General features: G+C 68.8%; 24 protein-coding genes. 14 read left to right on the top strand and 10 right to left on the bottom strand.

Annotated elements, in window-relative coordinates; translation table 11 throughout:
* Positions 1 to 87: 87 nt before the first annotated feature.
* Positions 88 to 345, bottom strand: a complete 258-nt coding sequence (locus AAG565_RS09085; protein ID WP_348819261.1) for a hypothetical protein — start codon at positions 343 to 345, stop codon at positions 88 to 90.
* A 368-nt stretch (positions 346 to 713) separates the two neighbouring features.
* On the opposite strand from AAG565_RS09085, the gene lipA reads away from it, so the two are divergent.
* Both lipA and AAG565_RS09075 read left to right on the top strand, forming a co-directional pair.
* Positions 714 to 1,709, top strand: coding sequence for a lipoyl synthase (gene lipA / locus AAG565_RS09080; RefSeq protein ID WP_348819260.1), 996 nt, complete (start codon positions 714 to 716; stop codon positions 1,707 to 1,709).
* The gene (locus AAG565_RS09075) at positions 1,709 to 2,179 is read left to right on the top strand and encodes an NUDIX domain-containing protein (protein WP_348819259.1); all 471 of its coding nucleotides are present in this window, start codon (positions 1,709 to 1,711) and stop codon (positions 2,177 to 2,179) included. The genes lipA and AAG565_RS09075 overlap by 1 nt, the downstream gene beginning before the upstream one ends.
* Here the strand turns inward: AAG565_RS09075 and mpl are convergent, their stop codons facing one another.
* Complete coding sequence (mpl, locus tag AAG565_RS09070; protein WP_348819258.1) at positions 2,180 to 3,517, bottom strand: UDP-N-acetylmuramate:L-alanyl-gamma-D-glutamyl-meso-diaminopimelate ligase; 1,338 nt, start codon at positions 3,515 to 3,517, stop codon at positions 2,180 to 2,182.
* Positions 3,518 to 3,523: 6 nt separating this feature from the next.
* On the bottom strand, positions 3,524 to 4,096 hold the full coding sequence (locus tag AAG565_RS09065) for a hypothetical protein (protein ID WP_348819257.1): 573 nt from the start codon (positions 4,094 to 4,096) through the stop codon (positions 3,524 to 3,526).
* Between the two features lie 56 nt (positions 4,097 to 4,152).
* Between AAG565_RS09065 and rnd the strand changes: the two genes are divergently transcribed.
* On the top strand, positions 4,153 to 5,259 hold the full coding sequence (rnd, locus tag AAG565_RS09060; RefSeq protein ID WP_348819256.1) for a ribonuclease D: 1,107 nt from the start codon (positions 4,153 to 4,155) through the stop codon (positions 5,257 to 5,259).
* Between the two features lie 66 nt (positions 5,260 to 5,325).
* On the opposite strand, the gene AAG565_RS09055 is transcribed toward rnd, so the two are convergent.
* Complete coding sequence (locus tag AAG565_RS09055) at positions 5,326 to 5,889, bottom strand: adenylate kinase (RefSeq protein ID WP_348819255.1); 564 nt, start codon at positions 5,887 to 5,889, stop codon at positions 5,326 to 5,328.
* 215 nt (positions 5,890 to 6,104) lie between these two features.
* On the opposite strand from AAG565_RS09055, the gene AAG565_RS09050 reads away from it, so the two are divergent.
* The 3 genes from AAG565_RS09050 (at position 6,105) to ppa (ending at position 10,233) form a co-directional block, all read left to right on the top strand.
* A complete protein-coding gene (locus AAG565_RS09050) occupies positions 6,105 to 7,382 on the top strand; it encodes a 6-phosphofructokinase (RefSeq protein WP_348819254.1) in 1,278 nt (425 codons plus the stop codon).
* A gap of 196 nt (positions 7,383 to 7,578) precedes the next feature.
* Complete coding sequence (locus AAG565_RS09045; RefSeq protein ID WP_348819253.1) at positions 7,579 to 9,588, top strand: sodium-translocating pyrophosphatase; 2,010 nt, start codon at positions 7,579 to 7,581, stop codon at positions 9,586 to 9,588.
* Positions 9,589 to 9,684: 96 nt separating this feature from the next.
* Complete coding sequence (ppa, locus tag AAG565_RS09040) at positions 9,685 to 10,233, top strand: inorganic diphosphatase (RefSeq protein WP_348819252.1); 549 nt, start codon at positions 9,685 to 9,687, stop codon at positions 10,231 to 10,233.
* 60 nt (positions 10,234 to 10,293) lie between these two features.
* Here the strand turns inward: ppa and AAG565_RS09035 are convergent, their stop codons facing one another.
* The 5 genes from AAG565_RS09035 to AAG565_RS09015 form a co-directional block, all read right to left on the bottom strand.
* The gene (locus AAG565_RS09035) at positions 10,294 to 11,862 is read right to left on the bottom strand and encodes a GMC family oxidoreductase (protein WP_348819251.1); all 1,569 of its coding nucleotides are present in this window, start codon (positions 11,860 to 11,862) and stop codon (positions 10,294 to 10,296) included.
* Entirely contained in the window at positions 11,859 to 12,479 is a 621-nt protein-coding gene (locus AAG565_RS09030) for a twin-arginine translocation signal domain-containing protein (RefSeq protein WP_348819250.1), read from the bottom strand. The genes AAG565_RS09035 and AAG565_RS09030 overlap by 4 nt, the downstream gene beginning before the upstream one ends.
* A 77-nt stretch (positions 12,480 to 12,556) precedes the next feature.
* A complete protein-coding gene (locus tag AAG565_RS09025) occupies positions 12,557 to 13,069 on the bottom strand; it encodes an ATP-binding protein (RefSeq protein ID WP_348819249.1) in 513 nt (170 codons plus the stop codon).
* Positions 13,066 to 13,980 (bottom strand): ROK family protein, encoded by a 915-nt coding sequence (locus AAG565_RS09020; RefSeq protein WP_348819248.1) that lies wholly within the window; start codon positions 13,978 to 13,980, stop codon positions 13,066 to 13,068. The genes AAG565_RS09025 and AAG565_RS09020 overlap by 4 nt, the downstream gene beginning before the upstream one ends.
* The gene (locus tag AAG565_RS09015; protein ID WP_348819247.1) at positions 13,980 to 17,270 is read right to left on the bottom strand and encodes a penicillin acylase family protein; all 3,291 of its coding nucleotides are present in this window, start codon (positions 17,268 to 17,270) and stop codon (positions 13,980 to 13,982) included. Before AAG565_RS09015 ends, AAG565_RS09020 begins: the two co-directional genes overlap by 1 nt.
* A gap of 141 nt (positions 17,271 to 17,411) precedes the next feature.
* On the opposite strand from AAG565_RS09015, the gene AAG565_RS09010 reads away from it, so the two are divergent.
* The 8 genes from AAG565_RS09010 (at position 17,412) to AAG565_RS08975 (ending at position 23,990) form a co-directional block, all read left to right on the top strand.
* The gene (locus tag AAG565_RS09010) at positions 17,412 to 17,843 is read left to right on the top strand and encodes a hypothetical protein (RefSeq protein WP_348819265.1); all 432 of its coding nucleotides are present in this window, start codon (positions 17,412 to 17,414) and stop codon (positions 17,841 to 17,843) included.
* Between the two features lie 32 nt (positions 17,844 to 17,875).
* Positions 17,876 to 18,160, top strand: coding sequence for a hypothetical protein (locus AAG565_RS09005; RefSeq protein ID WP_348819246.1), 285 nt, complete (start codon positions 17,876 to 17,878; stop codon positions 18,158 to 18,160).
* Positions 18,161 to 18,226: 66 nt separating this feature from the next.
* Positions 18,227 to 19,423: a hypothetical protein gene (locus AAG565_RS09000; RefSeq protein ID WP_348819245.1), complete on the top strand. Its 1,197-nt coding sequence runs from the start codon at positions 18,227 to 18,229 to the stop codon at positions 19,421 to 19,423.
* Positions 19,424 to 19,432: 9 nt separating this feature from the next.
* The gene (locus AAG565_RS08995; RefSeq protein ID WP_348819244.1) at positions 19,433 to 20,350 is read left to right on the top strand and encodes a zinc ABC transporter substrate-binding protein; all 918 of its coding nucleotides are present in this window, start codon (positions 19,433 to 19,435) and stop codon (positions 20,348 to 20,350) included.
* Positions 20,347 to 21,120 (top strand): metal ABC transporter permease, encoded by a 774-nt coding sequence (locus tag AAG565_RS08990; protein ID WP_348819243.1) that lies wholly within the window; start codon positions 20,347 to 20,349, stop codon positions 21,118 to 21,120. The genes AAG565_RS08995 and AAG565_RS08990 overlap by 4 nt, the downstream gene beginning before the upstream one ends.
* Before the next feature lie 92 nt (positions 21,121 to 21,212).
* Complete coding sequence (locus AAG565_RS08985; protein ID WP_348819266.1) at positions 21,213 to 21,374, top strand: hypothetical protein; 162 nt, start codon at positions 21,213 to 21,215, stop codon at positions 21,372 to 21,374.
* Between the two features lie 76 nt (positions 21,375 to 21,450).
* Positions 21,451 to 22,014, top strand: a complete 564-nt coding sequence (locus AAG565_RS08980) for an outer membrane beta-barrel protein (protein ID WP_348819242.1) — start codon at positions 21,451 to 21,453, stop codon at positions 22,012 to 22,014.
* Positions 22,011 to 23,990 carry a prolyl oligopeptidase family serine peptidase gene (locus tag AAG565_RS08975; RefSeq protein ID WP_348819241.1) on the top strand — a complete coding sequence of 660 codons (1,980 nt, stop codon included), beginning with the start codon at positions 22,011 to 22,013 and terminating at the stop codon, positions 23,988 to 23,990. Before AAG565_RS08980 ends, AAG565_RS08975 begins: the two co-directional genes overlap by 4 nt.
* Before the next feature lie 30 nt (positions 23,991 to 24,020).
* Here AAG565_RS08975 and gpmA read toward each other — a convergent pair whose 3' ends face one another.
* Positions 24,021 to 24,767: a 2,3-diphosphoglycerate-dependent phosphoglycerate mutase gene (gene gpmA / locus AAG565_RS08970; protein ID WP_348819240.1), complete on the bottom strand. Its 747-nt coding sequence runs from the start codon at positions 24,765 to 24,767 to the stop codon at positions 24,021 to 24,023.
* Positions 24,768 to 24,822 lie beyond the last annotated feature (55 nt).

Raw genomic sequence — 24,822 nt, 5'->3', positions numbered from 1 at the left:
ACAACCTGTCATGCATACAAATCGTTCCCACTCATCATGGCCGCCAGCCGGACGGCTCCCATACCGTCCAATCTACCCACTCAAATTTCAAGAGAGGCATTCAATAAGGTGAGCGACTTCTTCCGAGTAGCCCGAGGCGATCAATGCCTGTATTTGATTGCTGTCTGCGAGACGCTCCGCGTCGCCACTTTCGGAACAGTCAGCATCGCCGTCTTTCGCTCCTGAGCTATCCTCGATCATCCCGGCACTGCGTGGAATTGTGAAGATGCTCTGCTGTTGGGCGGGTGCCTCAAATGCCATCAGCAGGGCGAACAGCGCAAAAACCTTGCCTGCATGCGTCTTCATATCGGCGCCTCCCTTAGCCGCGCATCGATAGATACATCAAACGCCACAACGCGAATCGCACCCTAACGACGCAGATGACTGATTGCATTGATCTGAGTCAATGCCCCGACCTGGCACGAATCGCTGAACCTGTTGCTGGGCGCGATTCACTCCGCGTCGCTGCTGCGCAAGCGCGGGGGGCGCTGTTCGCCGATTTGTTCGAGCTGCGCGATCCGGCAGTCGGCTGGCGGATTGCTGGCCTCTAGTAGAAGCGGCTTCAGCCGCGACTCTTTCCTTGCAAAGCGCCGCAGTCGCGCATGAAGGTGCCCCTACAGAATCGCGGCCGCCGGTGGCAACGCCGCTATAATTGCGGCTCCTGCGGAGTTTCCATGAGCGACCCCACCCCGCCGTCCCCGCCGCCCGCCGCCCCGCGCCGCGTCGTGCAGGGCGAAATGCTGCGCGGCGCCGACAAGATGGCGCGCATCCCGATCAAGATCGAGCCGACCGCGCAACCGCCGCGCAAGCCTTCCTGGATCCGCGCCAAGCACCAGGGCACGCCGGAAGTGGCGCGCATCAAGGCTGCGCTGCGCGCCAATCGCCTGCACACGGTGTGCGAGGAAGCCGCCTGCCCGAACCTGGGCGAGTGCTTCGGCAAGGGCACGGCAACATTCATGATCATGGGCGCGATCTGCACGCGCCGCTGCCCCTTCTGCGATGTCGCCCACGGCCGCCCGAATCCGCTCGACGCCGACGAGCCGGTCAATCTCGCGCGCACGATCCGCGACATGGCGCTGCGCTACGTCGTGATCACCTCGGTCGATCGCGATGACCTCGCCGATGGCGGCGCCGCGCATTTCGCCGCCTGCATCCGCGAAGCGCGCGTGCTGTCGCCGCAGTTGACCATCGAAGTGCTGGTGCCGGACTTCCGCGGCCGCATGGACCCGGCGCTGGCGATCTTCCGTGACACGCGGCCGGACGTGTTCAATCACAACCTCGAAACCGTGCCGCGCCTGTACAAGCAGGCGCGCCCCGGCTCCGACTACGACTGGAGCCTGGACCTGCTCGAACGCTTCAAGGCGCTGCATCCGGACGTGCCGACCAAGTCCGGCCTGATGCTCGGCCTGGGCGAGGAGATCGACGAGATCGAACAAGTCATGCACGACCTGCGCGCGCACCAGGTCGACATGCTCACGCTCGGCCAGTACCTGCAGCCGTCGCGCCATCACCTGCCGGTCGCGCGCTTCGTGCATCCAACCGAGTTCGACCGTCTGCGCGAAGTCGGCGAGAAGATGGGCTTCTCGCATGTTGCCAGCGGCCCGATGGTGCGCTCCAGCTACCACGCCGACCAACAGGCGCACGGCGTGCTGCAGCACGACCACGACTGATGACCGCTGCGCCGGGCGGGCCGCTGCCCGCGCAGGAGTGGCTGGAGGTCATCGCCCGCGCGCCCTTGGTGTCGATGGATCTGCTTGTACGCGATGCGCAGCAACGCGTGCTCGTCGGCCTGCGCCGCAACGAACCGGCCCTCGGCACCTGGTTCGTGCCGGGTGGCGCGATCCGCAAGAACGAGACCCTGGACGCTGCCTTCGCGCGCATCACGTACGCCGAGCTGGGCCGGTCACTGGCTCGCCGCGACGCGCGCTTCGTCGGCGTGTTCGAGCATCACTATCCGACCAACTTCCTCGGCGCACCCGGTATCGGCACGCACTACATCGTGCTGGCGCACGAGCTACACAGTGCGTCTCTCGACCGGCTTCCGCGGGAACAGCACGGCGAGTACCGCTGGATGAGCGAGTTCGAGCTGCGCGAGCATCCGCAGGTGCATCCGTACACGCGCGCCTATTTCTCGCGCTGATCAGCCCAGTGCCTTGACGATGCGGCCGTGCACGCCGCCGAAGTCGCCGTTGGACATGACCAGCACGAGATCACCGGGCTGCGCGGCGGCGGCGATGTCAGCGACCAGTTCGTCGAGGCCGGCGTGGACGTGCAGGCGGCTGCCGACGCCGGCGAGCGCCGCAGCGGCATCCCATTTAAGGTCCGGCCGTGCATAGACGAAGCACAGGTCGGCGTCGCGCAGGCTCTGCGCGAGTTCGCCAGCATGCGTGCCCAGACGCATCGTGTTCGAGCGTGGCTCGAGTACGGCAAGGATGCGCCCCGGCCCCTGCGTGCGCAGCGCGGCTATCGTCACCGCGATCGCGGTCGGGTGATGGGCGAAGTCGTCATACACGGTCACGCCGCGCGCCTCGCCGACTTTCTCCAGCCGCCGGCGCACGTTGCGGAACCGCGCGAGTCCTTCGATCAGCGCGGGCACCGGCACACCGACGTGCGCGGCTGCGGCGAACGCGGCGAGCACGTTCGAGCGGTTGTGCGCGCCGGCCAACGGTGTTTGCACGTTCCCATGCGACACCCCGCTGACGAACAGCTCGAAGCCGTCGGCCGCCGCCTTCGCATGCCAGCCGTCGTCGCGATCGAAGTACGCGACCTCGCTCCAGCAGCCCTGCGCCAGCACGCGCGCGAGGTTTGCATCGGCGCCGTTGACGACCAGCCGCCCGCTGCGCGGCACCGTGCGGATCAGGTGATGGAACTGGCGCTCGATGCTGGCCAGATCCGGGAAGATGTCGGCGTGGTCGTATTCGAGATTGTTGAGGACGCAGGTGCGCGGGCGGTAGTGCACGAACTTGCTGCGCTTGTCGAAGAATGCGGTGTCGTACTCGTCGGCCTCGATGACGAAGTACTTCGACTGCCCCAGGCGCGCGGAGATGCCGAAGTTCTGCGGCACGCCGCCGACGAGGAAACCCGGTTGCAGGCCCGCATGTTCCAGCAGCCAGGCCAGGATCGAGGTCGTCGTGGTCTTGCCGTGCGTGCCGGCCACCGCGAGCACATGACGATCACGCAGCACGTTTTCCGCCAGCCACTGCGGCCCGGATACATAGGGCAGGCCAGCATCGAGTACGTGTTCCATTGCGGGATTGCCGCGCGTGACGACATTGCCGACGACGACCACGTCCGGCCGCGAGTCGAGATGCGCCGGATCGTAGCCCTGCATCACCGTGATGCCGAGCTGCTCCAGCTGCGTCGACATCGGCGGCCAGGCGTTTGCGTCCGAACCGGTGACGCGATGCCCGGCCTCGCGCGCGATCGCGGCGATGCCGGCCATGAAGGTGCCGCAGATGCCGAGGATGTGCAGGTGCATGCCGGATCAGGCGCCGAACAGCACGCCGGCGAAGGTACCGGCGAAGGCGACGAGGAACAGCGCGACGAAAGCGATGATCAGCGCGATGAGCACGCCGACCCACAGCTGCACGTTGGCGGCGTGGCGCAGGATGTGCGCGGTCACCGCGAAGTTCCAGAAATTCAGCAGGTTCATCAGGAACACCACCCCCTGCGGCAGCTTGAGGGCATCGGGCCGCTCCAGCAGTTCCGGTTTGGCGGCGAGTTCGCGCAGATCCGGCGCGACCTGCATGAATAACGGCAACAGCATCAGGGTGAGCAGCGCGGTCGTTGTCAGCAGCGCGTTGAAGGTCTGGTTGTAGCGGCTGAGCAGGCCGCGCGTGCGCAGCACCGAGCGCACGACCAGCGCCATGCCGCCGACCATCGCCGCGGCCATCGCCGCCGAGCTCGGGCCGGGCAGCACCTGCACGAAGATCAGGAAATTGGCCACGATCGCCAGCAGAACGAGCGGCCGGGTGAGCCCGGGATCGTAGGGGAAGTCCTGCGGGCCGGCGCGGAAGCCGAGGATACGCAAGGTGACCGCGAATACTTGGGCGAACATGAGCGGGTCGGAGGTGCTGAACCGGTATTCTACCCGCGTCCCCGGAACGGCCCCTCATGTCCCACCCATCCTCCTCCGCACTGATCCGCGACCCGGAGTCGCTCGCGCGCGCCATCGAGACCTGGTCCGCCAGTCCGGTGCTGGCCGTGGACACCGAGTTCGTCCGCGTCGATACCTACTACCCGAAGCTGTGTCTGATCCAGGTGCGCAGCGAGACGGCCACGGCGCTGATCGACACCATCGCGCTCACCGATCTGGGTCCTGCGCTGGACGCGCTGTATGCCGGCGCTCACTTGAAGCTGTTCCACGCCGCCGGCCAGGATCTGGAAATCCTGGTGCGCCTGCGCGGCGCCTGTCCGCAACCGCTGTTCGACACGCAGATCGCCGCGACGCTGCTCGGACTGGGCGAACAGATCGGCTATGCCGGACTGATCGAGAAGCGTCTGGGCGTGACGCTCGACAAGAGCCTGTCGCGGACCGACTGGTCGCGCCGGCCGCTGACCGCGGCCGAGCTCGCCTACGCGGCCGCGGACGTCGAGCATCTCGCCGAGATCTTCCCGGCACTGCAGGCGGAACTCGCGCAGCGCGGCCGCCTCTCATGGCTGGCCGAGGACTGCGCGCGGCTGTGCGATCCGGCCGCCTACGTCACCCGGCCGCAGGACGCCTGGCAACGCCTGCGTGGCCTGGCGCGCCTCGATGCCCGCGAACAGACCGTTGCCGTGGCACTGGCCACCTGGCGCGAAACCGTGGCGCAGCAGCGCGACCGCCCGCGCAAGTGGATCCTCGACGACGAGCCGCTGTACCGGCTGGCGCAGCGCCGGCCGCAGACCGCCGGCGAGCTCGCCGCGCTCGACGTGCTGCCGGCCAAGACGCTCGCGCGCCACGGCGAAGCACTGCTCGCGGTGATCCGCGACGCACAGGCTGCGCCGGCAAGGCTGTATGCCCGCGACGACGAGCTGGACGGCGCCGGCAAGGCACGGCTCAAGACCCTGCAGTCGGCCGTGCAGGACGCCGCCGGTCGGCTCGGCGTTCCGGCCAGCTTCCTGGCTCCCAGGGCCGAGCTGCTGCGCCTGGTCCGCGAAGGCGGCGATGCGCACGTCACCGTGCTGAGCGGCTGGCGCCGCGAGGTCTGCGGGCACCGGCTGCTGGACCTGTTGCCGTAGGCAGGCGGCGGACGGCCAGATCCCGGCCGTGATGCCCGCGCCAGCGGGCATCACGTCGTCCGGAACCTACTTCAGCGCCTTGAGGATGCGCTGGAAGATGTCGTCGAGGCTGCCGACGCCATCCACCTTCACGACCTTGTGCTGCGCCGCGTAGTAATCCAACAGCGGATGGGTCTCGTCGTTATAGACCTTGATGCGGTGGCGGATCACGTCTTCCTTGTCGTCGGCGCGGCCTTCCTTCTGCGCACGGTCGAGCAGGCGCTGGATGATCTCCTCGTCGTCCACCGCCAGATGCACGGCCTTGTCGATCGGCGGCTGACCGAGGCGCACGAGCATCTCGTCGAGCACCCGCGCCTGCGCAGTGTTGCGCGGGAAGCCGTCGAGGATGAATCCCTTCTGCGCATCCGGCTGGCCGAGGCGCTCCTCGACGATGCCGATGACGATCTCGTTGGCGACGAGCTGGCCGGCATCCATCGCGCTCTTGGCCTTGCGGCCGAGCTCGGTGCCCGCCGCCACCGCTGCGCGCAGCGCATCCCCCGTGGAAATCTTGGGGATGCCGAAGTGGGCGACCAGTTTTTCGCCCTGCGTCCCCTTGCCGGAGCCGGGTGCGCCCAGCAGAACCATTCTCATCGTGGATAAGCCTCTGAAATGAATAGTGTTCGCGGTCAGCCGCCGCATCCCCCGGGCCGCGCGCGGACCGGCAAAAGTACCCGCGCGGCGGGTGCGGCGTCAATCGACGCCGGAACGCCGCCGCAGCGCTGATCTGCATCAGACGCCGGGCTGCACGGCCGGCATACACTCACCGCGTCCTGCGCCAACACCGCCCACGATCAGGAGTCCATCCGATGAGCAAGCCCCGCAACGCCTTCTACGCGCAGTCCGGCGGCGTGACCGCAGTGATCAACGTCTCCGCGCAGGCGGTGATCGAGACCGCGCGCCGGCACAAGGACCGCATCGGCACGGTCTATGCCGGCCGCAACGGCATCATCGGCGCGCTGACCGAGGATCTGATCGACACCGCGCAGGAATCCGACGCGAGCATCGCCGCGCTGCGCCACACGCCGTCCGGCGCGTTCGGCTCGTGCCGGCACAAGCTCAAGGGCTTCGACAAGAATCTCGCCGAGTACGAGCGGCTGATCGAAGTCTTCAAGGCGCACGACATCGGCTATTTCTTCTACAACGGCGGCGGCGACTCGGCCGACACCTGCCTCAAGATCAGCCAGCTCGGCGACAAGCTCGGCTACCCGGTGCAGGCGATCCACATCCCCAAGACGATGGACAACGACCTGCCGCTGACCGACTGCAGTCCCGGTTTCGGCTCGGTGGCCAAGTACACGGCGGTGTCGATCCGCGAGGCCGGCTACGACGTCGCCAGCATGGCCAGGACCTCGACCAAGGTGTTCATCCTCGAAGTCATGGGCCGCCACGCCGGCTGGACCGCCGCGGCCGGCGGCCTCGCCGCCGAGCAGGACGGCGACGCGCCGCAGGTGATCCTGTTCCCGGAAATCGTCTTCGACGAGGCCAAGTTTCTCACCGCCGTGGACCGTTCGGTGAAAACCCAGGGCTATTGCGCGATCGTCGCCAGCGAAGGCCTGCGCAATGCCGACGGCAAGTTCCTGTCCGAGGCCGGCACCACCGACGCCTTCGGCCACGCCCAGCTCGGCGGACTGGCACCACAGCTCGCGCAGCTGGTCAAGGACAGGCTCGGCCACAAGTACCACTACGCGATCGCCGACTACCTGATGCGCGCGGCACGCCACGTCGCGTCGAAGACCGACGTCGAGCACTCCTACGCGGTCGGCCAGGCTGCGGTCGAGCTGGCGCTGGCCGGCAGGACCGGCGTGATGGTGACGATCGAGCGGCAATCCGACGCGCCGTATCGCTGGACCACCGGCACCGCGCCGCTGGAACAGGTCGCCAACGTCGAGAAGAAGATGCCGCGCGACTACATCAGCGCCGACGGCTTCCACATCACCGCGGCCTGCCGCCGCTACCTCGCGCCGCTGATCGCCGGCGAGGACTATCCGCCCTACGACAACGGCCTGCCGCGCTACGTGCGTCTGAAGAACGCGCCGGTGCCGAAAAAGACCGGCCGCGAGTTCAAGCTGACCGCGAAAGACTGAGGGAAAACGCGCGATTGCCGCTGTCTCGGCCTTCGTGCCATAGTCGGCCGGCCCCGGCAGCGCCGGGGCCTCGATCTGAACTTTTCTCCGGGGAGCTGCAAGAACAACACGAACAGCCGAAGACGGCAAAGATGCCGCGGGCAACTGAAAACAGCTCGATTCTCGTTCCGAACGCACATCACAGGAGGTTTCTCCGATGTTGGTTGAGTACGGTCTGTGGATCGCCATCGCGTGCGCAATCCTCGCGCTCGTCTATGGCGTCGTTTCAGTGCAGTGGATTCTGGCCAAGCCGACGGGCAACGACCGCATGCGGCAGATCGCCGCGGCGGTGCAGGAAGGCGCCGCCGCCTACCTGAAACGCCAGTACATGACGATCGGCATCGTCGGCGCAGTCCTGTTCGTCGTGCTGTTCGTCGCGATCGACGCGCTCACCGCCATCGGCTTCCTGATCGGCGCGGTGCTCTCCGGGGCCGCCGGCTTCATCGGCATGAACGTCTCGGTGCGCTCCAACGTGCGCACCGCGGAAGCCGCGCGCGGGGGCCTCGATCCGGCGCTGGCGGTCGCGTTCCGCGGCGGTGCGGTCACCGGCATGCTGGTCGTCGGCCTTGGCCTGCTCGGCGTCGCCGGCTACTACCTGGTCGCGGCCAAGGTCGCCGGCAGCGACAGGGCGCTGCACGCGCTGGTCGGCCTGGCCTTCGGCGGCTCGCTGATCTCGATCTTCGCGCGTCTGGGCGGCGGCATCTTCACCAAGGGCGCCGACGTCGGCGCCGACCTCGTCGGCAAGGTCGAGGCCGGCATTCCCGAGGACGATCCGCGCAATCCGGCCGTCATCGCCGACAACGTCGGCGACAACGTCGGCGACTGCGCCGGCATGGCCGCGGACCTGTTCGAGACCTACGCGGTCACGGTGGTCGCGACGATGCTGCTCGGCGGCCTGATGGCGGCGACGGTCGGTCCCAACGGCGTGCTCTACCCGCTGGTGCTCGGCGGCGTGTCGATCGTCGCGTCGATCATCGGCACGTTCTTCGTCAAGGCCACGCCGGGCGGCAAGATCATGACCGCGCTATACAAGGGCGTGATCGTCTCGGGCGTCATCGCGGCGGTCGCGTTCTACCCGATCACGATGGCGATGATGGGCGCGGGCGCGATGAAACTGTACGGCGCGGCGCTGATCGGCCTGGCGCTGACCGCGGCGATGGTGGTGATCACCGAGTACTACACCGCCACCGAGTTCAGCCCGGTGCGTCACATCGCCGCCGCCTCGCAGACCGGCCATGCCACCAACATGATCGCCGGCCTGGGCGTGTCGATGAAATCGACCGCGCTGCCGGTGCTGGCGGTCTGCGCCAGCATCTGGGGCGCCTTCGAGCTGGCCGGCCTGTACGGCATCGCGGTGGCCGCGACCTCGATGCTGTCGATGACCGGCATGATCGTCGCGCTCGACGCCTACGGCCCGATCACCGACAACGCCGGCGGCATCGCCGAGATGGCCGAGCTGCCCAAGGACGTGCGCGCGGTGACCGATCCGCTCGACGCCGTCGGCAACACCACCAAGGCGGTGACCAAGGGCTACGCGATCGGCTCGGCGGGCCTGGCCGCGCTGGTGCTGTTCGCCGACTACACGCACAACCTCGAAGCGGCCGGCAAGCTGGTCGCGTTCTCGCTGTCCGACCACATGGTGCTGATCGGCCTGCTGATCGGCGGCGCGGTGCCGTTCCTGTTCGGCGCGATGGCGATGGAGGCGGTCGGCCGCGCGGCCGGCGCCGTCGTCGTCGAGGTGCGGCGCCAGTTCAAGGAGATCAAGGGCATCATGGAAGGCACCGCCAAGCCCGACTACGCGAAGTCGGTCGACATGCTGACGACGGCGGCGATCAAGGAAATGATCGTGCCCTCGCTGCTGCCGATCCTCGTCCCGGTGCTGGTCGGCTTCATCCTCGGCAAGGCCGCGCTCGGCGGCCTGCTGATCGGCACCATCGTCACCGGCCTGTTCGTCGCGATTTCGATGACCACCGGCGGCGGCGCCTGGGACAACGCCAAGAAGTACATCGAGGAGGGCAACTTCGGCGGCAAGGGCTCCGACGCGCACAAGGCCGCGGTCACCGGCGACACCGTCGGCGATCCCTACAAGGACACTGCCGGCCCGGCGATCAACCCGCTGATCAAGATCATCAACATCGTCGCGCTGCTGATGATCCCGCTGCTGTAAGGGTCGTTTTTTGCGCAGGGCGCCTCTCGCAGGCGCCCTTTTTCATGCCCATCGCTATAATTGCGCCCCTTTTTTGGCGACGAGCAGGAGCGATTCATGGGCTGGGATCTGGTGCCGACCGGCAAGGATGCACCCAACGACATCAACGTCATCATCGAAATCCCGATGAACAGCGAGCCGGTGAAGTACGAGGTGGACAAGACCTCCGGCGCGATCTTCGTCGACCGCCTGCTGACCACGCCGATGCGCTATCCCTGCAACTACGGCTACGTCCCGCACACGCTGTGCGGCGACGGCGATCCGCTCGACGTGCTGGTGATGACGCCGATGCCGCTGATCCCGGGCTGCGTGATCAACTGCCGCCCGATCGGCATGCTGGAGATGGAAGACGAGTCCGGCTCCGACGAGAAGCTGGTCGCGGTGCCCAACAACAAGATCTTCCCGCTGTACAAGCACATCACCAGCGTGCGCGAACTGCCGGACCTGATCCGCGACCAGATCCAGCACTTCTTCGAGCATTACAAGGATCTGGAGAAGGGCAAGTGGGTCAAGGTCAAGGGCTGGCACGGCCCGAAGGACTCGATCAAGGCGATCGAGGCCAGCATCGAGCTGTTCAACAACGCGAAGAAGAAGCCGAACTTCTGATCGACGCGGCACGCACGCCGGAGGCGGCGCGAACCCCGGGTTCGCGCCGCCTCTTTCGTTTCAGTCCAAGTGCTCGTCGATGTGCCGCGCCGCGACGTAGCTGAACGCCATGATCGTGAAGCTCGGATCGACCGACACCGGCGTCGGAAACACCGAGCTGTCGGCGACGAACAGGTTGTCGAAGCCGTGGACGCGGTGCGTCGAGTCGGTCACCGAGTCCTTCGCGCTGCGGCCCATGATGCAGCCCCCGGACGGATGCGGCGCGGCCATGTACAACCCGCCGGCGCGGATCGGCAGCGCGTCGATCTTCGCCAGATCCGCCTCGCTCTCCAGCAACAGCGCATCGGCGCCGGCGACCAGCAGCCTGCGCGCGCCGACCGCGAACTGGATCTGCGCCTGCTTCCTGATCGTGTCGCGCAGGATCGCCTGCGTCTTCGGACCATAGGGATACTCGACCTTGGGCGTGCCGTCCTTGGCGAGTTTGAGTTCGCCCAGCTCGTCGGCCGGATCGTCGATCCACGCGATCGTGCCGCCGACGCGCTTCATCTGGCCCATCCACTCACCCAGCGTCGCGCCCATCAGCGGCATCATCGAGCCGAGCAGTCCCGGCTGGATCTGGTTGGCCATCAGCAAGTATCCGCCCTCGACGTAGCGGCCGGCCTCGTCGTGTCGCGCGAGGCGAAACTGCTCGACCCCGAACGCGGCCGGGATGTTGCGCCAGAGCACGATGTCCTCGTCGTAGAGGCCGTGCACCATCGCGGTCGGATTCATGCCGAAACTCCTGCCGAGCATCGGCAACTGCCTGCCCAGACCCTGCTTCATCAGGAACGGCGCGCTGTAGTAACCGCCGGCGGCGACGACGAAGACCTTCGCGTCGATCGTCAGCTCGATGTCGGAGACGCGGTTCGACGGCCGGTGCACGACGCGCGCGACCAGCCGCCGCACCTTGCCCTGCTCGCGCAGCAGTTCGTGCGCCTCGACGTCCGCGTACACGCGCGCGCCCAGTGCGACCGCCTGCGGGATGTGCGTGACCAGCTGCGACTGCTTGGCGCGATAGACGCAGCCCTGCATGCAGTGACCGGACTTGACGCAGTGCTTGCGCGCCTGCGGCACCGGATGCCCCTCCCAGCCGAGCTTGTGCGCCCCCTCGCGCAGCAGCTGGTTCATGCGGTTGTGGTATTCGTCCGTCGCCGGATGCACGTTGAGCGTGGCGGTCAGTTCGTCCCAGGCCGGCATCAGCGCGGCGAGGTCATGGCCCTGCACGCCATAACGGTCCGCCCACAGCGCCAGGCGGTCCTGCGGCGTGCGATACGAGTCCGCCCAGTAATGCACCGACGCGCCGCCGACGTTGTGGCCGGACAGCAACAGCGTGCCGCCGTCGGCGGACGCGCGCATGCTGCGATCGGCCGACAGCTTGGCGTTCATGCCGATCTCGCTCTGGTCGAACGCGCTTTCCGGGTAGTAGCCGCCGCGTTCGAGAATGACGACGTCGCGGCCGGCCTCGGCGAGTTTCTTGGCCACCGTCGCGCCGCCGCAGCCGGAACCGATCACGCAGACCTCGGCGCGAATGGTCTGCGACTGCGTCAGGTCGCTCCACTGGTAGATCCGTCCTTCCGGGCGCCCGCTCATGCCGGGCCTCCGGCGGTGTGCTGCGCATACCAGGCACGCTGCTCGCTGATCTGTTCCGGCATTTTCCCGAACGGGCCGTCGTAACCGATCGCCGCCCACACCGACGGATGGCCGAAGTAGAAGAACTGCACGAGGATCTTGGCGTTGTTGCCGACCGCGCGCAGCAGTTCCACGCGGCTGGTGTTCATCGCCTGCAGCACCTCCCGGCGCGCCGGAATGTCGAGCGCGGCGAAGCGCGAGAGCTGGCCGTACAGCACGGGCGCGTATTCGAGCACGCCCAGAGCCGCCTGCAGATCGCTGCGGATCGACGGCGACACGAAGCTCAGTTCCTCGTCGAAGCGGCGCACGACCTCGGCCTGCCGCGCATCCGGGAATCCGGGCTGGGTCGGAATCACCGCCTCGGCAACGGCGCCGAGCGTGCGCGCCTGCGCGGCGGACAGCGCCAGCAGCGGCCGGCCGTCGGCGCCGATCTGGGCGCCGCGCTCGCAGCCGCCCGCCGCAAAGCCTCCGGCCAGCGCACCGACCGCCGCGAGCCCCTTCATGAAGCCGCGGCGCGTGACGCCGCCCCATTCGAGCGCCGGCATCGTGCCTGCGCCGCCCTGCCGGATTGCACTCATCGCACGCCCCATCCCACAGCCCTACACAATTTTACGTACGCGTATGGACAATGGCCAGCCGCGCCCGCGCCGGTGCTTCAGGCCAGCCAGCGCAGCACTTCGTCGGCCAGCGCCGCCGGCGCGCCGCGGCCGTCGAGCCGCAGCACGCGGTCCTCGACCGGCTCGAAGCGCGCCGCGACGTCCTGCACCAGCGCCGGCGTGCGATCGCTCGCCGGGTGCGTCGCGCGGCTGTGCGCGACGCGCTGCTCGGCGATGTCCGGCGGCACGTCGATCCAGACGAAGCGCGTGCGCGCACCCGCGGCGATGCCCAGCTCGGCCATGCGGCAGCGCTCGATGTCGCGGGCATAGCTGCGCCCGTCGGCGATCACGCTCTGGCCGTCGCGCAGGCGCGCGCCGACCTCGCGCGCCATCTCGGCATTGGCGAGCGCGTTGCTGCGCGCGTCGGCCGGCGCGCCGGGACAGAGGCGCGCCCGGATGGCGTCGCGGTTGACCACGCAGGCCGGCAGCCGCGCGGCGAGCAATCCGGCCAGCGTGGACTTGCCGGCGCCGGGCAGGCCGATCAGCACCAGCAGCAGCGGTTGCGGGCTCAAGCGTCCGGGTCCGGCCACAGCCAGGCGGCGCCGCGCACGCCGGACGCATCGCCGTGCAGCGCCGGGACCAGCCGCGTGTCGACGCTGTCCGAGAACACCCAGCTGCCCCAGCGCTGCGGCACGTTGCGGTACAGGCGCTCGATCTTCGACAGACCGCCGCCGACGACGATCACGTCCGGATCGAGCACGTTGATGATGCTGGCGAAGGCGCGTGCGAGGCGATCCTCCCAGCGCTGCAGGGTCGCTTCCGCGGCCGCGTCGCCGGCCGCTGCCGCGGCAACGATCTCCTCGCCGCGCAGATAGACGCCGTTGACGCGCTCGTGATCGAGCGCCAGCCCCGGCCCGCAGCACCAGACCTCGATCGAGCCGTAGCGGCCGTCCCAGCCCAGCGGGCCGGGCACCTCGTCCCACTCCGGCCGCGGCCACGGCAGCGGATTGTGACCCCACTCGCCGGCGATGGCGTTGGGCCCGGACAGCAGCGTGCCATCGACGGCGATGCCACCGCCGACGCCGGTGCCGAGAATCGCGCCGAACACGCAGCGCGCGCCGGCCGCCGCACCGTCGTGTGCTTCGGACAGCGTCAGGCAGTCGGCATCGTTGGCGATGCGCACGCGCGCACCCAGCCGCGCTTCGAGATCCTCCAGCAGCGGCCGGCCGTTGAGGCAGGTCGAATTGCAGTTCTTCATGCGTCCGCTGCGCTTCGAACGTGCGCCCGGCGTGCCGGCGCCGACCGGCAGCCCGCGCCGGCCGACGTCCGCTTCGAGCTGCGCCACCAGTTCGACGATGATGCGCAGTGCTGCGTCGTAGTCGTCGGGCGGTGTCGGCACGCGCCGGCGCGCGAGCACGCGCGAGCCGGCGCCGAGCACGACACCTTCGGTCTTGGTGCCCCCGAGGTCAATGCCGATGCGCATCAGTCGTTGCGCGACTTCCGGACCTGCACGACCTGCTGCACCGTCGGCCGGTTGGTCCAGTGGATCGGCGCGACCTTGTAGAAACTGATTGCGGTGTGTTCGACGGCGTCGTAGTCCTCGACCACGGCGCCGTCCTTGCCGGCGTGATTGGGCAGCTGCGAGCCGTCCCAGTTGGCCTGGTTGGACACGCCGCCCAGCGTCGCCAGCGCGGCGTCGAGCGCGGCGAGCACCGCCGTGCGACAGGCCTGCGCCGTGCCGCTGCCGGCGCAGCGTAGCGCGCGGTAGTCGGTGTGTCCGGGCGTGTTCAGCGCCATCTGCAGCACGCGCTTGTGCATCTGGAACCAGCCGTACTGGAACGCGGAACCCTGCTGGCGCGGCGCGTCGTACTCGCCCTGCAGCACCGGGATGCCGGCGTCGGCGAGCGCGCGCACCTGCGGGATGATCGTCCTGTGCAGTTCCGGATACCAGGCGTCCATCAGCACGACCGCGGCGCGATGGTCGTAGCGGCCGTCGTGATCGCGGTCGCGGCGGTAGCCGCCGAGCTGGAGGCCGCCGGGCGCGCCGTTGCCGATCCAGGCCTGCGAACCGTCGTCGAGCCAGGCTTGCAGCAGGTCGGCGACGGCCTGCTGATCCGCGCTCAGCGGCCCGGCGCGCATCAGCGCGAGCAGTTCGGGCAGCACTTCCTGCGCGCGCAGATCGGCGAACGCGGCGTCGGCGGCGATCTCGGTCATCGTCGCGATGTCGTGCCGGCGGCCGCTGGCCTGGAAAGCCTGCTGGCGTTTGAGCAGCAGGTCGGCGCGGTGCGTCGGGCCATAGGAGCCGTTCGCATCCGCCGCCCACCAGCCGCGTGCCGGCGCGTTGTTCCAGCTGTGGATCAGGCCCGACGGCGGATTGATCACCTGCGGATGCGCGGCCAGCGGCAGATAGTTCTGCCACTCGAAATAACCCTTGAGCGGATCGCCCTGCGCGACCGGCGTCGCCAGGTTCGGATACGCGGTGTCACCGCCATAGGTGTCGAAGAATCCGGTCGGCAGCGTCTGCATCGACGCCCACTCGAAACGGCCGTCGCCCCACACCGGCAGTTCCGGGTGCGCCTGCGGATGGCGCACCGGGTACAGGCCGCTGTGCAGGTAGCCGACGTCGTTCTTGTCCACGTAGAGCCAGTTGAAGGTGCCGGTGACGCTGTTGAACAGCTGCTGGAAGCTGCGCGCGTTCTTCACCGTGCGCGTCGTCGCCAGCGCGAACGGCGGTGCGGTCTCCAGTTCGCCGAAGAAGGTCGAACGCTGGATCGACAGCGCCACCGGCACGCCGTTGACCGTCGCCGTCGCGAACACCGGGCCGTAGTGCGTGCGCAGGATGTAGCGCTCGACCTGCTCCGGCACGGGACTGCCGCCGGACGCACCGCTGGCCACCGTCGGCACCGCGGTCCACTGATCGACGCGGCGGTACAGGCGGCGGCACTGTTCACCGGCGCCGGCATCGAACAGATAACCGTCGGCGTCGGGGAAGCCGTCGCCGTCGTTGTCGTCGCGCGAAGGTGTCGAGCCATCGCGGTTGCACAGGCGCGAGACGCGGATGTCGATCAGGTCGGAACTACCCGAGGTCGCCGAAAACGCATAGTCGATGCCGCGGCCGATGTTGATGTACGGCAGGTCGCCGAACACCACGCCGCGTCCGGCGAAATCCAGGTCGGTGCCGCCGTTGGACTTCACCGCGACTTCCCACAGCAGCTGCGGCAGGAAGTACGCGGCCTGCGGCCCCATCACTGCGATCGGATGGCCGTCCTGGGTCTGGTTCGCGGTCACGGCGATGAAGTTGGACATGCGCCGCGGCATCGGGAAGCCGGCACGCGCAAAGGCCAGGCGCGCGCCCTCGAAGGGATCGAGCGAGGCGCGCAGCACGCGCGGCGCGGGCAGTCGCAGCGGAACGCTCCACGAAGCCACCTCATGCCCGCGCCGACCGTCCCCCGAGCCAGTCGAAGGGCGGCCATCCCGTGCGCTGGCAAGGATCTGGAGTCCCGCCTTCGCGGGAACGACGCCGGACAAGCCCGGCAGGCCGAGGGGCAGGCCGCCCGGCAGCGGCAGCTCGATCGGCAGCGCCGCACCGCCGACACGGAACACCTCGCGCGTGCGCAGACTGCCGACGTCCCAGATCGCCGCGCCGGCGGGCAGCGCCTGCGGGCAGGTTTCACTGACATTGGCCGGCGACTGCGACGCGAAGGTCTGCGTGATCGTGCGCGGCGTCTCCGGCACGTCGGCATGGCGCAGGTCGCGCCACAGCTCGCAGGCCGCCTGCGGCAGGCTGGTCGTGCCCGGACCGATGCCCGCGTCGAGATGCTGCAGCAGGCGCAGGTTCTGGTGTTCGCCGCCGCCGCCGACCGCGAAGATCGACTGGATCAGGATCGCCGAAGCGACGATGTCGTTGCGCGTCCACGGCGCCGGCGGAAAGCGCGGCGCGGCCACCGGGGGCACCTGCACGGCGAGACTCGCATACTCGGGCGGCACCGCCGCGGTGTTGGCGACGTCGTCGATGTAGGCATTGATGCCGGCGACCATCATGTCCACGTCGCGGATGATGCGGTCGCCGAGCGGACCGAACTTGGCGCGCGCGTTGGCCACCATCGCCGTCAGCTCGTCCTCCGAGTAGCCGGCGACGACGGCGAGATCGGCGTCGAAGGCATAGGTGTCAGCAAAGCCGCCGAGGTACTCCGAGAAGCGCCCGCGGCCGATCTGGCGCAGCAGGTCGTGCAGCCACAGCCGGTCCTGTGCCGACGCATAGCCGAAGCCGAACTGCGCGGCGTCGCGGTCCTCGCCCTCGACGAAGGGCACGCCCCAGCCATCGCGCCGGATCGTGACCTTCTTGCCCTCGGGCGTGGTCAGTTCCAGCGTCGAGACGACGACGTCCGGATCGAGGCCCTCGTGCTTGTAGTAGTTGCAGGCGAGGTCGGATTTCTCGACGTGCTCGTCGAGGTTCGTCGGCGGTATGCACGGCGCGGCCTTGAGGTTGGGCCGTGCGTAGGCGAGATTGCCGTACAGCTGCAACTGGTCGTTGAAGTTCGCCGGCGGCACCTGCGGCTCCTGCTGCGGCAGGCCGATGCCGCCCGCGGAGTTGCCGTTGCTGCCCGGCGGCATCGCGTTGAGATAGACGCTGTCGCCGTCGGTACTGCCGCCCGTGGTGCCGCCGGTCGTGCCGCCGGTCGTGGACCCTGCGATCGGATCGCTGTGACCGCAGCCGCCGACGACCAGGGCCAGCAGCACCGCACCGAGCCGTGCCGTTCTAGACTGTCTCATCGTGTTCTCCACCCTGCACCGTATTCTGTGCCTACTCTAGCCCAGACCGGCACCGCGCCGGCGCGCCATGAGGCCGCCGACGTGCTGCGCTGCGCGCGGCTGCGGACCGCGGACATCGAGGCTTTCGTCGCCGCGCAGGGCATGCGCGTGGTCTGGGTCGCCGACGGCGCGGCCATCCCCGGCAGCTACTGGGGCGACGACGAGGCCGGGCTGATCGGCGACGACCTGTACCTGCGCGCCGACACGCCGGTGCACTCGCTGCTGCACGAGCTCTGCCACTGGCTGTGCATGGAGCCGCGGCGCCGCGCCGCGCTGCACACCGACGCGCATCCGGTCGGCGACGACGTCGAGGAAAATGCCACCTGTTATCTGCAGTGCCTGCTCGCCGACCGCCTGCCCGGCTACTCGCGCGCACGCTGCTTCGCCGACATGGAAGCCTGGGGTTACAGCTTCGTGCTCGGCAGCGCGGCGGCCTGGTTCGAGCGCGACAGCGAGGACGCGCGGAACTATCTGCGCAAGCATGGTCTGATCGATGCCGCTGGCGCGGCCACCGGCAGCCGGCGCCTGACCTGACACCGGCCCGGCGGCGTTAGAATGCCTCCTCCATGCGCAGACCGCTGATCAAGAACATCGCCCTGATCCTGGCCCTGGTGATCAGCCAGTGGCTGGTGTTCGCGCACGCGGTCTCACACCCGGCGCTGACGCTGGACGCGAACTGCCAGTTCTGTATCCACGCACCGGGCCTCGATAGCGGTGCGCTGGCCGGCACGCCGGCGGCGCTGCCGCAGGCCGCGGCCGTCGAGACGCCGCAACCCGCCGTCGTCCGCGCCGCTGCCATCGCGCCGCAGCAGCGCATCCGCATCCGCGGTCCTCCGTCCATCCTCGCCTGAACCGCTCGTCGCGCCCGGCACCTCGCATGCCGGGCTTCGTGCATTTGTTTTCAGTCTGAGGATTTCATGCAACGCATCCGCTTGTTGGCGCTCGGCGCCGTTTCCGCCGTCGGCTTCATCCCCGCTGCGCTGGCCCAGTCGGGCCAGGGCTTCAATCCCAAGATCAGCCTGATTCTCGACGGCCGCTACGCGCATTACAGCAGCGACGCCCCGGCCGACGTGCCGGGCTTCCTGCTCGGCGCCGAAACCGGCTTCGTGCCGGACGGCTTTTCGATCGGCGAAAGCGAGCTGGTGATCGAGTCGAACATCGACGACCAGCTCCACGGCTGGACCACGATCGCGCTGGAGAACGACAACGGCGAGACCGTCGTCGCCGTCGAGGAGGCCTACATCGACACGCTGGCGCTGCCGTACGGGTTTGCCGCCAAGCTCGGCCGCTTCTACTCCGACATCGGCACGCTCAACCGCCAGCACCCGCATGCCTGGGACTTCGCCGATGCGCCGCTGGCCTACCGCGCGTTCTTCGCCGGCCAGCTCGGCGACGACGGCGCGCAGCTGCGCTGGGTCGCGCCGACCGACCTGTTCGTCGAAGTCGGCGCCGAGGCGCTGCGCGGCGCGGCGTTTCCGGCCGGCGGCGACGACCGCAGCGGCGTCGGAGCCTGGACCGCGTTCGCGCACGTCGGTGGCGACATCGGCCGCGGCGGCGCCTGGCGCGCGGGGCTGTGGCATTACGACGGCGACGCCCGGGACCGCCGCAGCGGCGAGGATGTCGAAACCGGCTTCACCGGCGACAGCCGCATCATTGGCCTGGACTTCGTCTACAAGTGGGCACCGGACGGCAACCCGCAGCTGCGCAACTTCGTGTTCCAGGCCGAGGCGATGCGGCGCCGCGAGCGCGGCACCGTCGTCCACGATCCGGACGGCAGTGCCGACGAAAGCACCTACGAAGGCCGCCAGTTCGGCGGCTATGTGCAGGCGGTGTACCAGTTCGTGCCGCGCTGGCGCGTCGGCCTGCGCTACGACCGCCTGAGCGCGCGCAACGATCTCGACAACCCGGCCGAAGACACGTCGCTCGCACTGCTCGCCGACGACCCACGCGACCCGCAGCGCTGGTCGGCGATGGTCGATTTCTCCAACAGCGAGTTTTCGCGCCTGCGCCTGCAGTTCAACCGCGACCGCTCGCGCCCGGACGGCGAGGCCGACAACCAGGTCTTCGTCCAGTACACCGTCAGCCTGGGTGCACACCCGGCGCACCAGTTCTAGGGACGTGCCATGAAACGACTCCTCATCCTCGTCGCAGCCACGGCCGCGCTCGCCACCGCCGTGCCCGGCCATGCGGCGCTGCAGGTCTTCGCCTGTGAAGCCGAGTGGGGCGCGCTGGCCAGCGAACTGGGCGGCCCCCATGTCGAGGTCTATACCGCCACCACCGCGCTGCAGGACGTGCACAAGATCCAGGCGCGACCGAGCCTGATCGCGCAGTACCGCAAGGCGGACCTGCTGGTCTGCACCGGCGCGGAACTGGAGACCGGCTGGCTGCCGGCGCTCGCGCAGAAGGGCAACAACCCGAAGCTCAATCCCGGCGCACCGGGCTACTTCGAGGCGAGCCGATACGTCGAGATGCGCGAGGTGCCGGCGACGCTCGATCGCGCGCAGGGCGACGTGCATCCCTACGGCAATCCGCACATCCAGACCGATCCGCGCAACATCGCGAAGGTGGCCCGGCCGCTCGCCGACAAGCTCGCCGAACTCGACCCCGGCAATGCCGCCGAGTACGCACGACGCCAGCAGGACTTCGATCGGCGCTGGAGTGCGGCCCTCGCGCGCTGGAGCGCCGCCGCCGCGCCGCTGCAGGGCGTGTCCGTGATCAGCGCGCACAAGTCCTGGACCTACCTGTACGACTGGCTGGGCCTGCGCGAGGTCGGCACGCTCGAACCCAAGCCCGGCATCCCGCCCAGCGGCGCGCAGCTGCAGGCACTGCTCGATGTCGTGAAGCAGCAGCCGGTGAAGATGATCGTCTATGCCGCCTACCAGGATCCCAAGCCGGTCGAATGGATGAGCGCGCGCAGCGGCCTGCCCGGCGTGCAGCTGCCGTTCTCGCCCGGCGGCATGAAGGGCACGGACGACCTGTTCGGCACCTTCGACGTGACCGTGCGGCAGCTGCTCGCGGCACTGAACGGATCGCAGCAGTGAGCGCGGCCGGCTTCGCGTTCGACTGGTCGATCCTGGGCCCGCCCTTGCTGGCGGGCCTGCTGGTCGCCGCCACGCACGTGCTGCTCGGCCGCCGCGTGCTCGAGCGCGGCATCATCTTCATCGACCTGACCATCGCCCAGGTCGCTGCGCTGGGCGCCGTCATCGCGCTGATGATTCACGGCGAAGAAGAAGGCGGCTGGATCACGCAGCTCGCCGCCGGCTGTGCTGCGCTGCTCGCTGCAGGCCTGCTGACCTGGACCGAGCGCCGCTTCCGCCATCTGCAGGAAGCCCTGATCGGCAGTCTCTACGTCGTCTCTGCCTGCGTGGCGCTGCTCGTGCTCGCGCGCAACCCGCACGGCGCCGAACACATGCAGGAACTGCTCGCCGGCCAGATCCTGTGGGTCAATGCTGCGCAGATCTGGCCGGTCGCCGTGCTCTACGCCGCCGTGCTCGCCGCCTGGCTGCTGTGGGCAAGGCACGAGCCCAGGGCGTTCTACGTGCTGTTCGCCTTCGTCGTCACCGCATCGGTGCAGCTCGTCGGCGTGTACCTGGTCTTCGCCACGCTGATCCTGCCCGCCATCGCCACCCACGGCCTGGGCGAACGGCGCGGCCTCGTCGTCGGCTACGGTCTCGCCGCGGCCGGCTACGGTCTCGGCCTGTGGCTATCCGTGCCCTTCGATCTGCCGGCGGGGCCGTTCATCGTCTGCGTGCTGGCGGTGCTGACGCTGGGCAGCCTCGTCGTGCGCGGCGCAGCTCGCACCGAAGTCTGATTCCCGGCCCGTCAGGCTGCGGCACGCCGGAAGCAAGGGGAATCAATGAGGTCGGACACGCTTGCATACGCGATAACCTTGGGAGAATGCAGATGATCATGATCACGACCCGGGAAGCCGCACGCTCCGGAATCGGTTTCGGCTCCGCCCTCGCCATCGCGATCTCGTGGAGCGTGAACAAGTCGATCCTGTGGGCGATCCTGCACGGCGTCTTTTCGTGGTTCTACGTCGTTTACTACGCGCTCACGCGGTGAAGCCGCGGCCGGAAAGTTCCGACACCGCCGGGGTCACGCGGGACGCTAGGATGGACACCCCCAACGGAGAGATCACATGCACGCGATTCCCGGGATTCTGCTCGTCGCACTGCTCGGCCTGAGTACCTCCGCCTTCGCGGCCGGCGGCAACGTCGTCGCGTCGATCGGCGCGCGCTATCTCGACCGGAATGAATGGGGTCCGGTCGAAGACCAGGGGCAGATCGGCGTGCTCGCCGATCTGCGCATCGGGCCGGGACCGTTCTATCTGGCCGGCGGCATCCAGATCTCGGGACGGGAACGATCGGTCAGCGGCGGCAGCGACACCGGCTCGGTCGTCGATTTCTCGCTGGGCATGAAGTTCATGCCCGCGCGCGGGCAGGTGCGCCCCTACGTCGGCGCCGGTATCGCCTCGGTCGGCGCGGCTTATGAGGTCGAGAACGATTACGGGCCGGACGACGACGACAACGACGGTTCGCTGGGCTACTACTACGGCATCGGCGTGCTGGTGCGTTTCGGACAGTTCAACGTCGGCGCCGATGTGCGCCGCATCGCCGGCACCGATCTGGAACTGTTCGGCCGCAGCACCGATGCCGACTCGACCGTGGTCAGCGCGCTGTTCGGCTGGAACTGGGGCGAATGATGCGGCTGGCACGGCTGGCGCCGGGCCTGCTGCTGGCAGCAGGCGTGTGCGGCGGTGCGGTCGCCGCCGACGGCACGATCCTGCGCGAGGTCATCGGCAACCGCAGCAGCGAGAACATCCCGCCGATTCCGGCCGAGTTGCTGGAGCGTCTCAACCGCTACCAGAACACGCGCGGCGCCGCGCTGGCGGGCTGGACGAAGGACGGCTGCCTGCTGATCTCGACGCGCTTCGCCGACACCACGCAGGCGCACCGCGTCTGCCAGCCGCTGGGCATGCGCGAGCAGCTGACCTTCTACCCTGAACCGGTCGCCGCGCTGACGCCGGCACCGGCGAATGCCGCGCGCGACGGTTTCGTCTTCGCCAAGGACAAGGGCGGCGACGAGTTCTCGCAGCTGTACTGGTTCGACGCGCAGACCCGGGAAGCCCGCCTGCTGACCGATGGCCGGCGCAGCCAGAACGGCAGTGCCGTGTTCAGCCGCGACGGCCGGCTCATGGCGTACGCGAGCACGGCGCGCAATGGCACCGACCGCGATGTCTGGGTGCGTGACATGCGCAGCGGCGCGGCGCGCGCCGTCGTCACCGCCGGCGGCACCTGGAATCCGCTGGATTTCTCGCCGGACGGCAGCCGCCTGCTGGTGTCGCGCTACGTCTCGATCAGCGAGTCATATCCGGGCCAGGTGGATCTGGACAGCGGCGAGCTGACGCTGTGGCCGGTGGATGGCGGCAAGGCGGCCTTCGGCGGCCTGCGCTACGCGCCGGACGGCAGGAGCGTGTACTTCGTGTCCGACGAACCCGTGGACGGGCGGCCGAGCGAGTTCCTGCGCCTGCGCCGGCACGAGCCGAAGAACGACCGGACCGAGGTGCTGACGCGCGCCATCGACTGGGACATCGAGGACTTCACGATCGCCGACGACGGCCGCCATCTGGCCTTCTCCAGCAACGAGGACGGCATCGGCCGGCTGCACGTGCTGTCGCTGCCGCGGCACAGGCCGGTGCAGTTGCCGGAGCTGCCGGTCGGCGTGCTCGGCGGCTTCGCGTTCTCGCCGGACGGCAGACGCATCGCCGTGACCCTCAACACCGCGACCTCGCCCAGCGACGTGTACGTGATCGAGCTGGCCACGCGCCGCCTGCAACGCTGGACGCGCAGCGAGGTCGGCGGACTCGACACGTCGAGCTTCGCATCGCCGACGCTGGTCCGCTATCCGACCTTCGACAGCGTGGATGGCCGGCCGCGCACGATCCCGGCCTTTCTCTACAAGCCGGCCGCGCGGCGGGATGGCAGGTTTCCGGTGATCATCAGCATCCACGGCGGCCCGGAGAGCCAGGCGCTGCCTGCGTTCAACGCGCACACGCAGTTCCTGGTCAACGAACTGGGCGTGGCCGTGCTGGTGCCGAACGTGCGCGGCTCGGCCGGTTACGGCAAGACCTATCTTTCGCTCGACAACGCCGAGAAGCGCGAGGACTCGGTGAAGGACATCGGCGCGCTGCTCGACTGGGTCGCGCTGCAGCCGGACCTGGATGCGACCCGCGTCGGCGTGTCCGGCGGCAGCTACGGCGGCTACATGGTGCTCGCGTCACTCATGCACTACGGCGAACGCATCCGCGCCGGCATCGACGTGGTCGGCATCTCCGACTTCACGACCTTCCTGACCAACACCGAGAGCTACCGCCGCGACCTGCGGCGCGCCGAGTACGGCGACGAGCGCGACCCGGCGATCCAGGCCCTGTTCGAGCGCATCTCGCCGCTGAAGAACGCGCAGCGCATCCGCACGCCGCTGTTCGTCGCGCAAGGGCGGAACGATCCGCGCGTGCCGTGGACCGAGGCCGAGCAGATCGTCGCCGCGGTGCGCGGCAACGGCGCGCCGGTCTGGTACCTGCTGTTCGACGACGAAGGCCACGGCTTCCGCAAGAAACCGAACGCCGACTGGTTCGGCGCGGCGTCGGTACTGTTCTGGCAGAAGCACCTGCTGGACTGAAGCAGCCAGCCAAACCGGGCTGCGCTGCGCTCAGCGTGCCCGGGCCTGGTTGGCGACCGCCTCGGCCGCCTTCTTCGCCGCCTCGGCGTCACCGAGGTAGCGGTAAGACTTCACCGTCAGGTCTTCGCGCAGCTCGAACAGCAAGGGGATGCCGGTCGGGATGTTGAGGTCGATGATGTCCTTGTCGGACACCTGGTTCAGGTACTTGTAGAGCGCACGCAGCGAGTTGCCATGCGCGGTGACCAGCACCGTCTGGCCGGACTTGAGCTGCGGCGCGATCACGTCGTGCCAGTACGGCAGCACGCGCTCGAGCGTGGTCTTGAGCGACTCGGTGGCCGGCAGCACGGCCTGGTCGAGCTTGGCGTAGCGGCGGTCGTACTTGGGATGGCCGCCGTCGTGATCGTCCAGCGGCGGCGGCGGGATGTCGTAGGACCGGCGCCAGATCTTGACCTGCGCCTCGCCGTGCTTGGCGGTCGTTTCGGACTTGTCGAGCCCCTGCAATGCGCCGTAGTGGCGCTCGTTGAGGCGCCAGGTCTTCTGCACCGGCAGCCACTGCTGGTCCATGACGTCGAGCGCGGTGTGGAGCGTGTTGATCGCGCGCCGCAGCACCGAGGTATGGGCAACGTCGAACAGCAGGCCCTCGTCGCGCATCAGCTCGCCGGCCTTGACCGCCTCCTGGCGGCCCTGCTCGGTGATATCGACATCGACCCAGCCGGTGAAGCGGTTGTCGAGATTCCACTGGCTCTGGCCGTGGCGGAGTAGAACGAGCTTGCGCATGGCCGCGCTCCCTGTGCGTGTTGCAGTCATGTTACGTGGTTTTCGTCGGAGGACA

Origin of the sequence: Fontimonas sp. SYSU GA230001 (assembly GCF_040066175.1) — a bacterium.
Classification (GTDB): domain Bacteria; phylum Pseudomonadota; class Gammaproteobacteria; order Nevskiales; family Nevskiaceae; genus Solimonas.
This window is presented reverse-complemented; position numbering and strand designations above follow the sequence as displayed.

Excerpts from the sequence above, each read along its gene's own strand:
- AAG565_RS09065 (WP_348819257.1), bottom strand. The coding sequence starts at position 4,096 with ATGTTCGCCCAAGTATTCGCGGTCACCTTGCGTATCCTCGGCTTCCGC.
- AAG565_RS09010 (WP_348819265.1), top strand. The coding sequence starts at position 17,412 with ATGCGCGTGGTCTGGGTCGCCGACGGCGCGGCCATCCCCGGCAGCTAC.
- AAG565_RS08975 (WP_348819241.1), top strand. The coding sequence starts at position 22,011 with ATGATGCGGCTGGCACGGCTGGCGCCGGGCCTGCTGCTGGCAGCAGGC.
- ppa (WP_348819252.1), top strand. The coding sequence starts at position 9,685 with ATGGGCTGGGATCTGGTGCCGACCGGCAAGGATGCACCCAACGACATC.
- AAG565_RS09035 (WP_348819251.1), bottom strand. The coding sequence starts at position 11,862 with ATGAGCGGGCGCCCGGAAGGACGGATCTACCAGTGGAGCGACCTGACG.
- AAG565_RS09030 (WP_348819250.1), bottom strand. The coding sequence starts at position 12,479 with ATGAGTGCAATCCGGCAGGGCGGCGCAGGCACGATGCCGGCGCTCGAA.
- AAG565_RS09055 (WP_348819255.1), bottom strand. The coding sequence starts at position 5,889 with ATGAGAATGGTTCTGCTGGGCGCACCCGGCTCCGGCAAGGGGACGCAG.
- rnd (WP_348819256.1), top strand. The coding sequence starts at position 4,153 with ATGTCCCACCCATCCTCCTCCGCACTGATCCGCGACCCGGAGTCGCTC.
- AAG565_RS09085 (WP_348819261.1), bottom strand. The coding sequence starts at position 345 with ATGAAGACGCATGCAGGCAAGGTTTTTGCGCTGTTCGCCCTGCTGATG.
- AAG565_RS09015 (WP_348819247.1), bottom strand. The coding sequence starts at position 17,270 with ATGAGACAGTCTAGAACGGCACGGCTCGGTGCGGTGCTGCTGGCCCTG.
- AAG565_RS09075 (WP_348819259.1), top strand. The coding sequence starts at position 1,709 with ATGACCGCTGCGCCGGGCGGGCCGCTGCCCGCGCAGGAGTGGCTGGAG.
- AAG565_RS09045 (WP_348819253.1), top strand. The coding sequence starts at position 7,579 with ATGTTGGTTGAGTACGGTCTGTGGATCGCCATCGCGTGCGCAATCCTC.
- gpmA (WP_348819240.1), bottom strand. The coding sequence starts at position 24,767 with ATGCGCAAGCTCGTTCTACTCCGCCACGGCCAGAGCCAGTGGAATCTC.
- lipA (WP_348819260.1), top strand. The coding sequence starts at position 714 with ATGAGCGACCCCACCCCGCCGTCCCCGCCGCCCGCCGCCCCGCGCCGC.
- AAG565_RS08980 (WP_348819242.1), top strand. The coding sequence starts at position 21,451 with ATGCACGCGATTCCCGGGATTCTGCTCGTCGCACTGCTCGGCCTGAGT.
- AAG565_RS09000 (WP_348819245.1), top strand. The coding sequence starts at position 18,227 with ATGCAACGCATCCGCTTGTTGGCGCTCGGCGCCGTTTCCGCCGTCGGC.
- AAG565_RS09020 (WP_348819248.1), bottom strand. The coding sequence starts at position 13,980 with ATGCGCATCGGCATTGACCTCGGGGGCACCAAGACCGAAGGTGTCGTG.
- AAG565_RS09005 (WP_348819246.1), top strand. The coding sequence starts at position 17,876 with ATGCGCAGACCGCTGATCAAGAACATCGCCCTGATCCTGGCCCTGGTG.
- AAG565_RS09050 (WP_348819254.1), top strand. The coding sequence starts at position 6,105 with ATGAGCAAGCCCCGCAACGCCTTCTACGCGCAGTCCGGCGGCGTGACC.
- AAG565_RS08985 (WP_348819266.1), top strand. The coding sequence starts at position 21,213 with ATGATCATGATCACGACCCGGGAAGCCGCACGCTCCGGAATCGGTTTC.
- AAG565_RS08995 (WP_348819244.1), top strand. The coding sequence starts at position 19,433 with ATGAAACGACTCCTCATCCTCGTCGCAGCCACGGCCGCGCTCGCCACC.
- mpl (WP_348819258.1), bottom strand. The coding sequence starts at position 3,517 with ATGCACCTGCACATCCTCGGCATCTGCGGCACCTTCATGGCCGGCATC.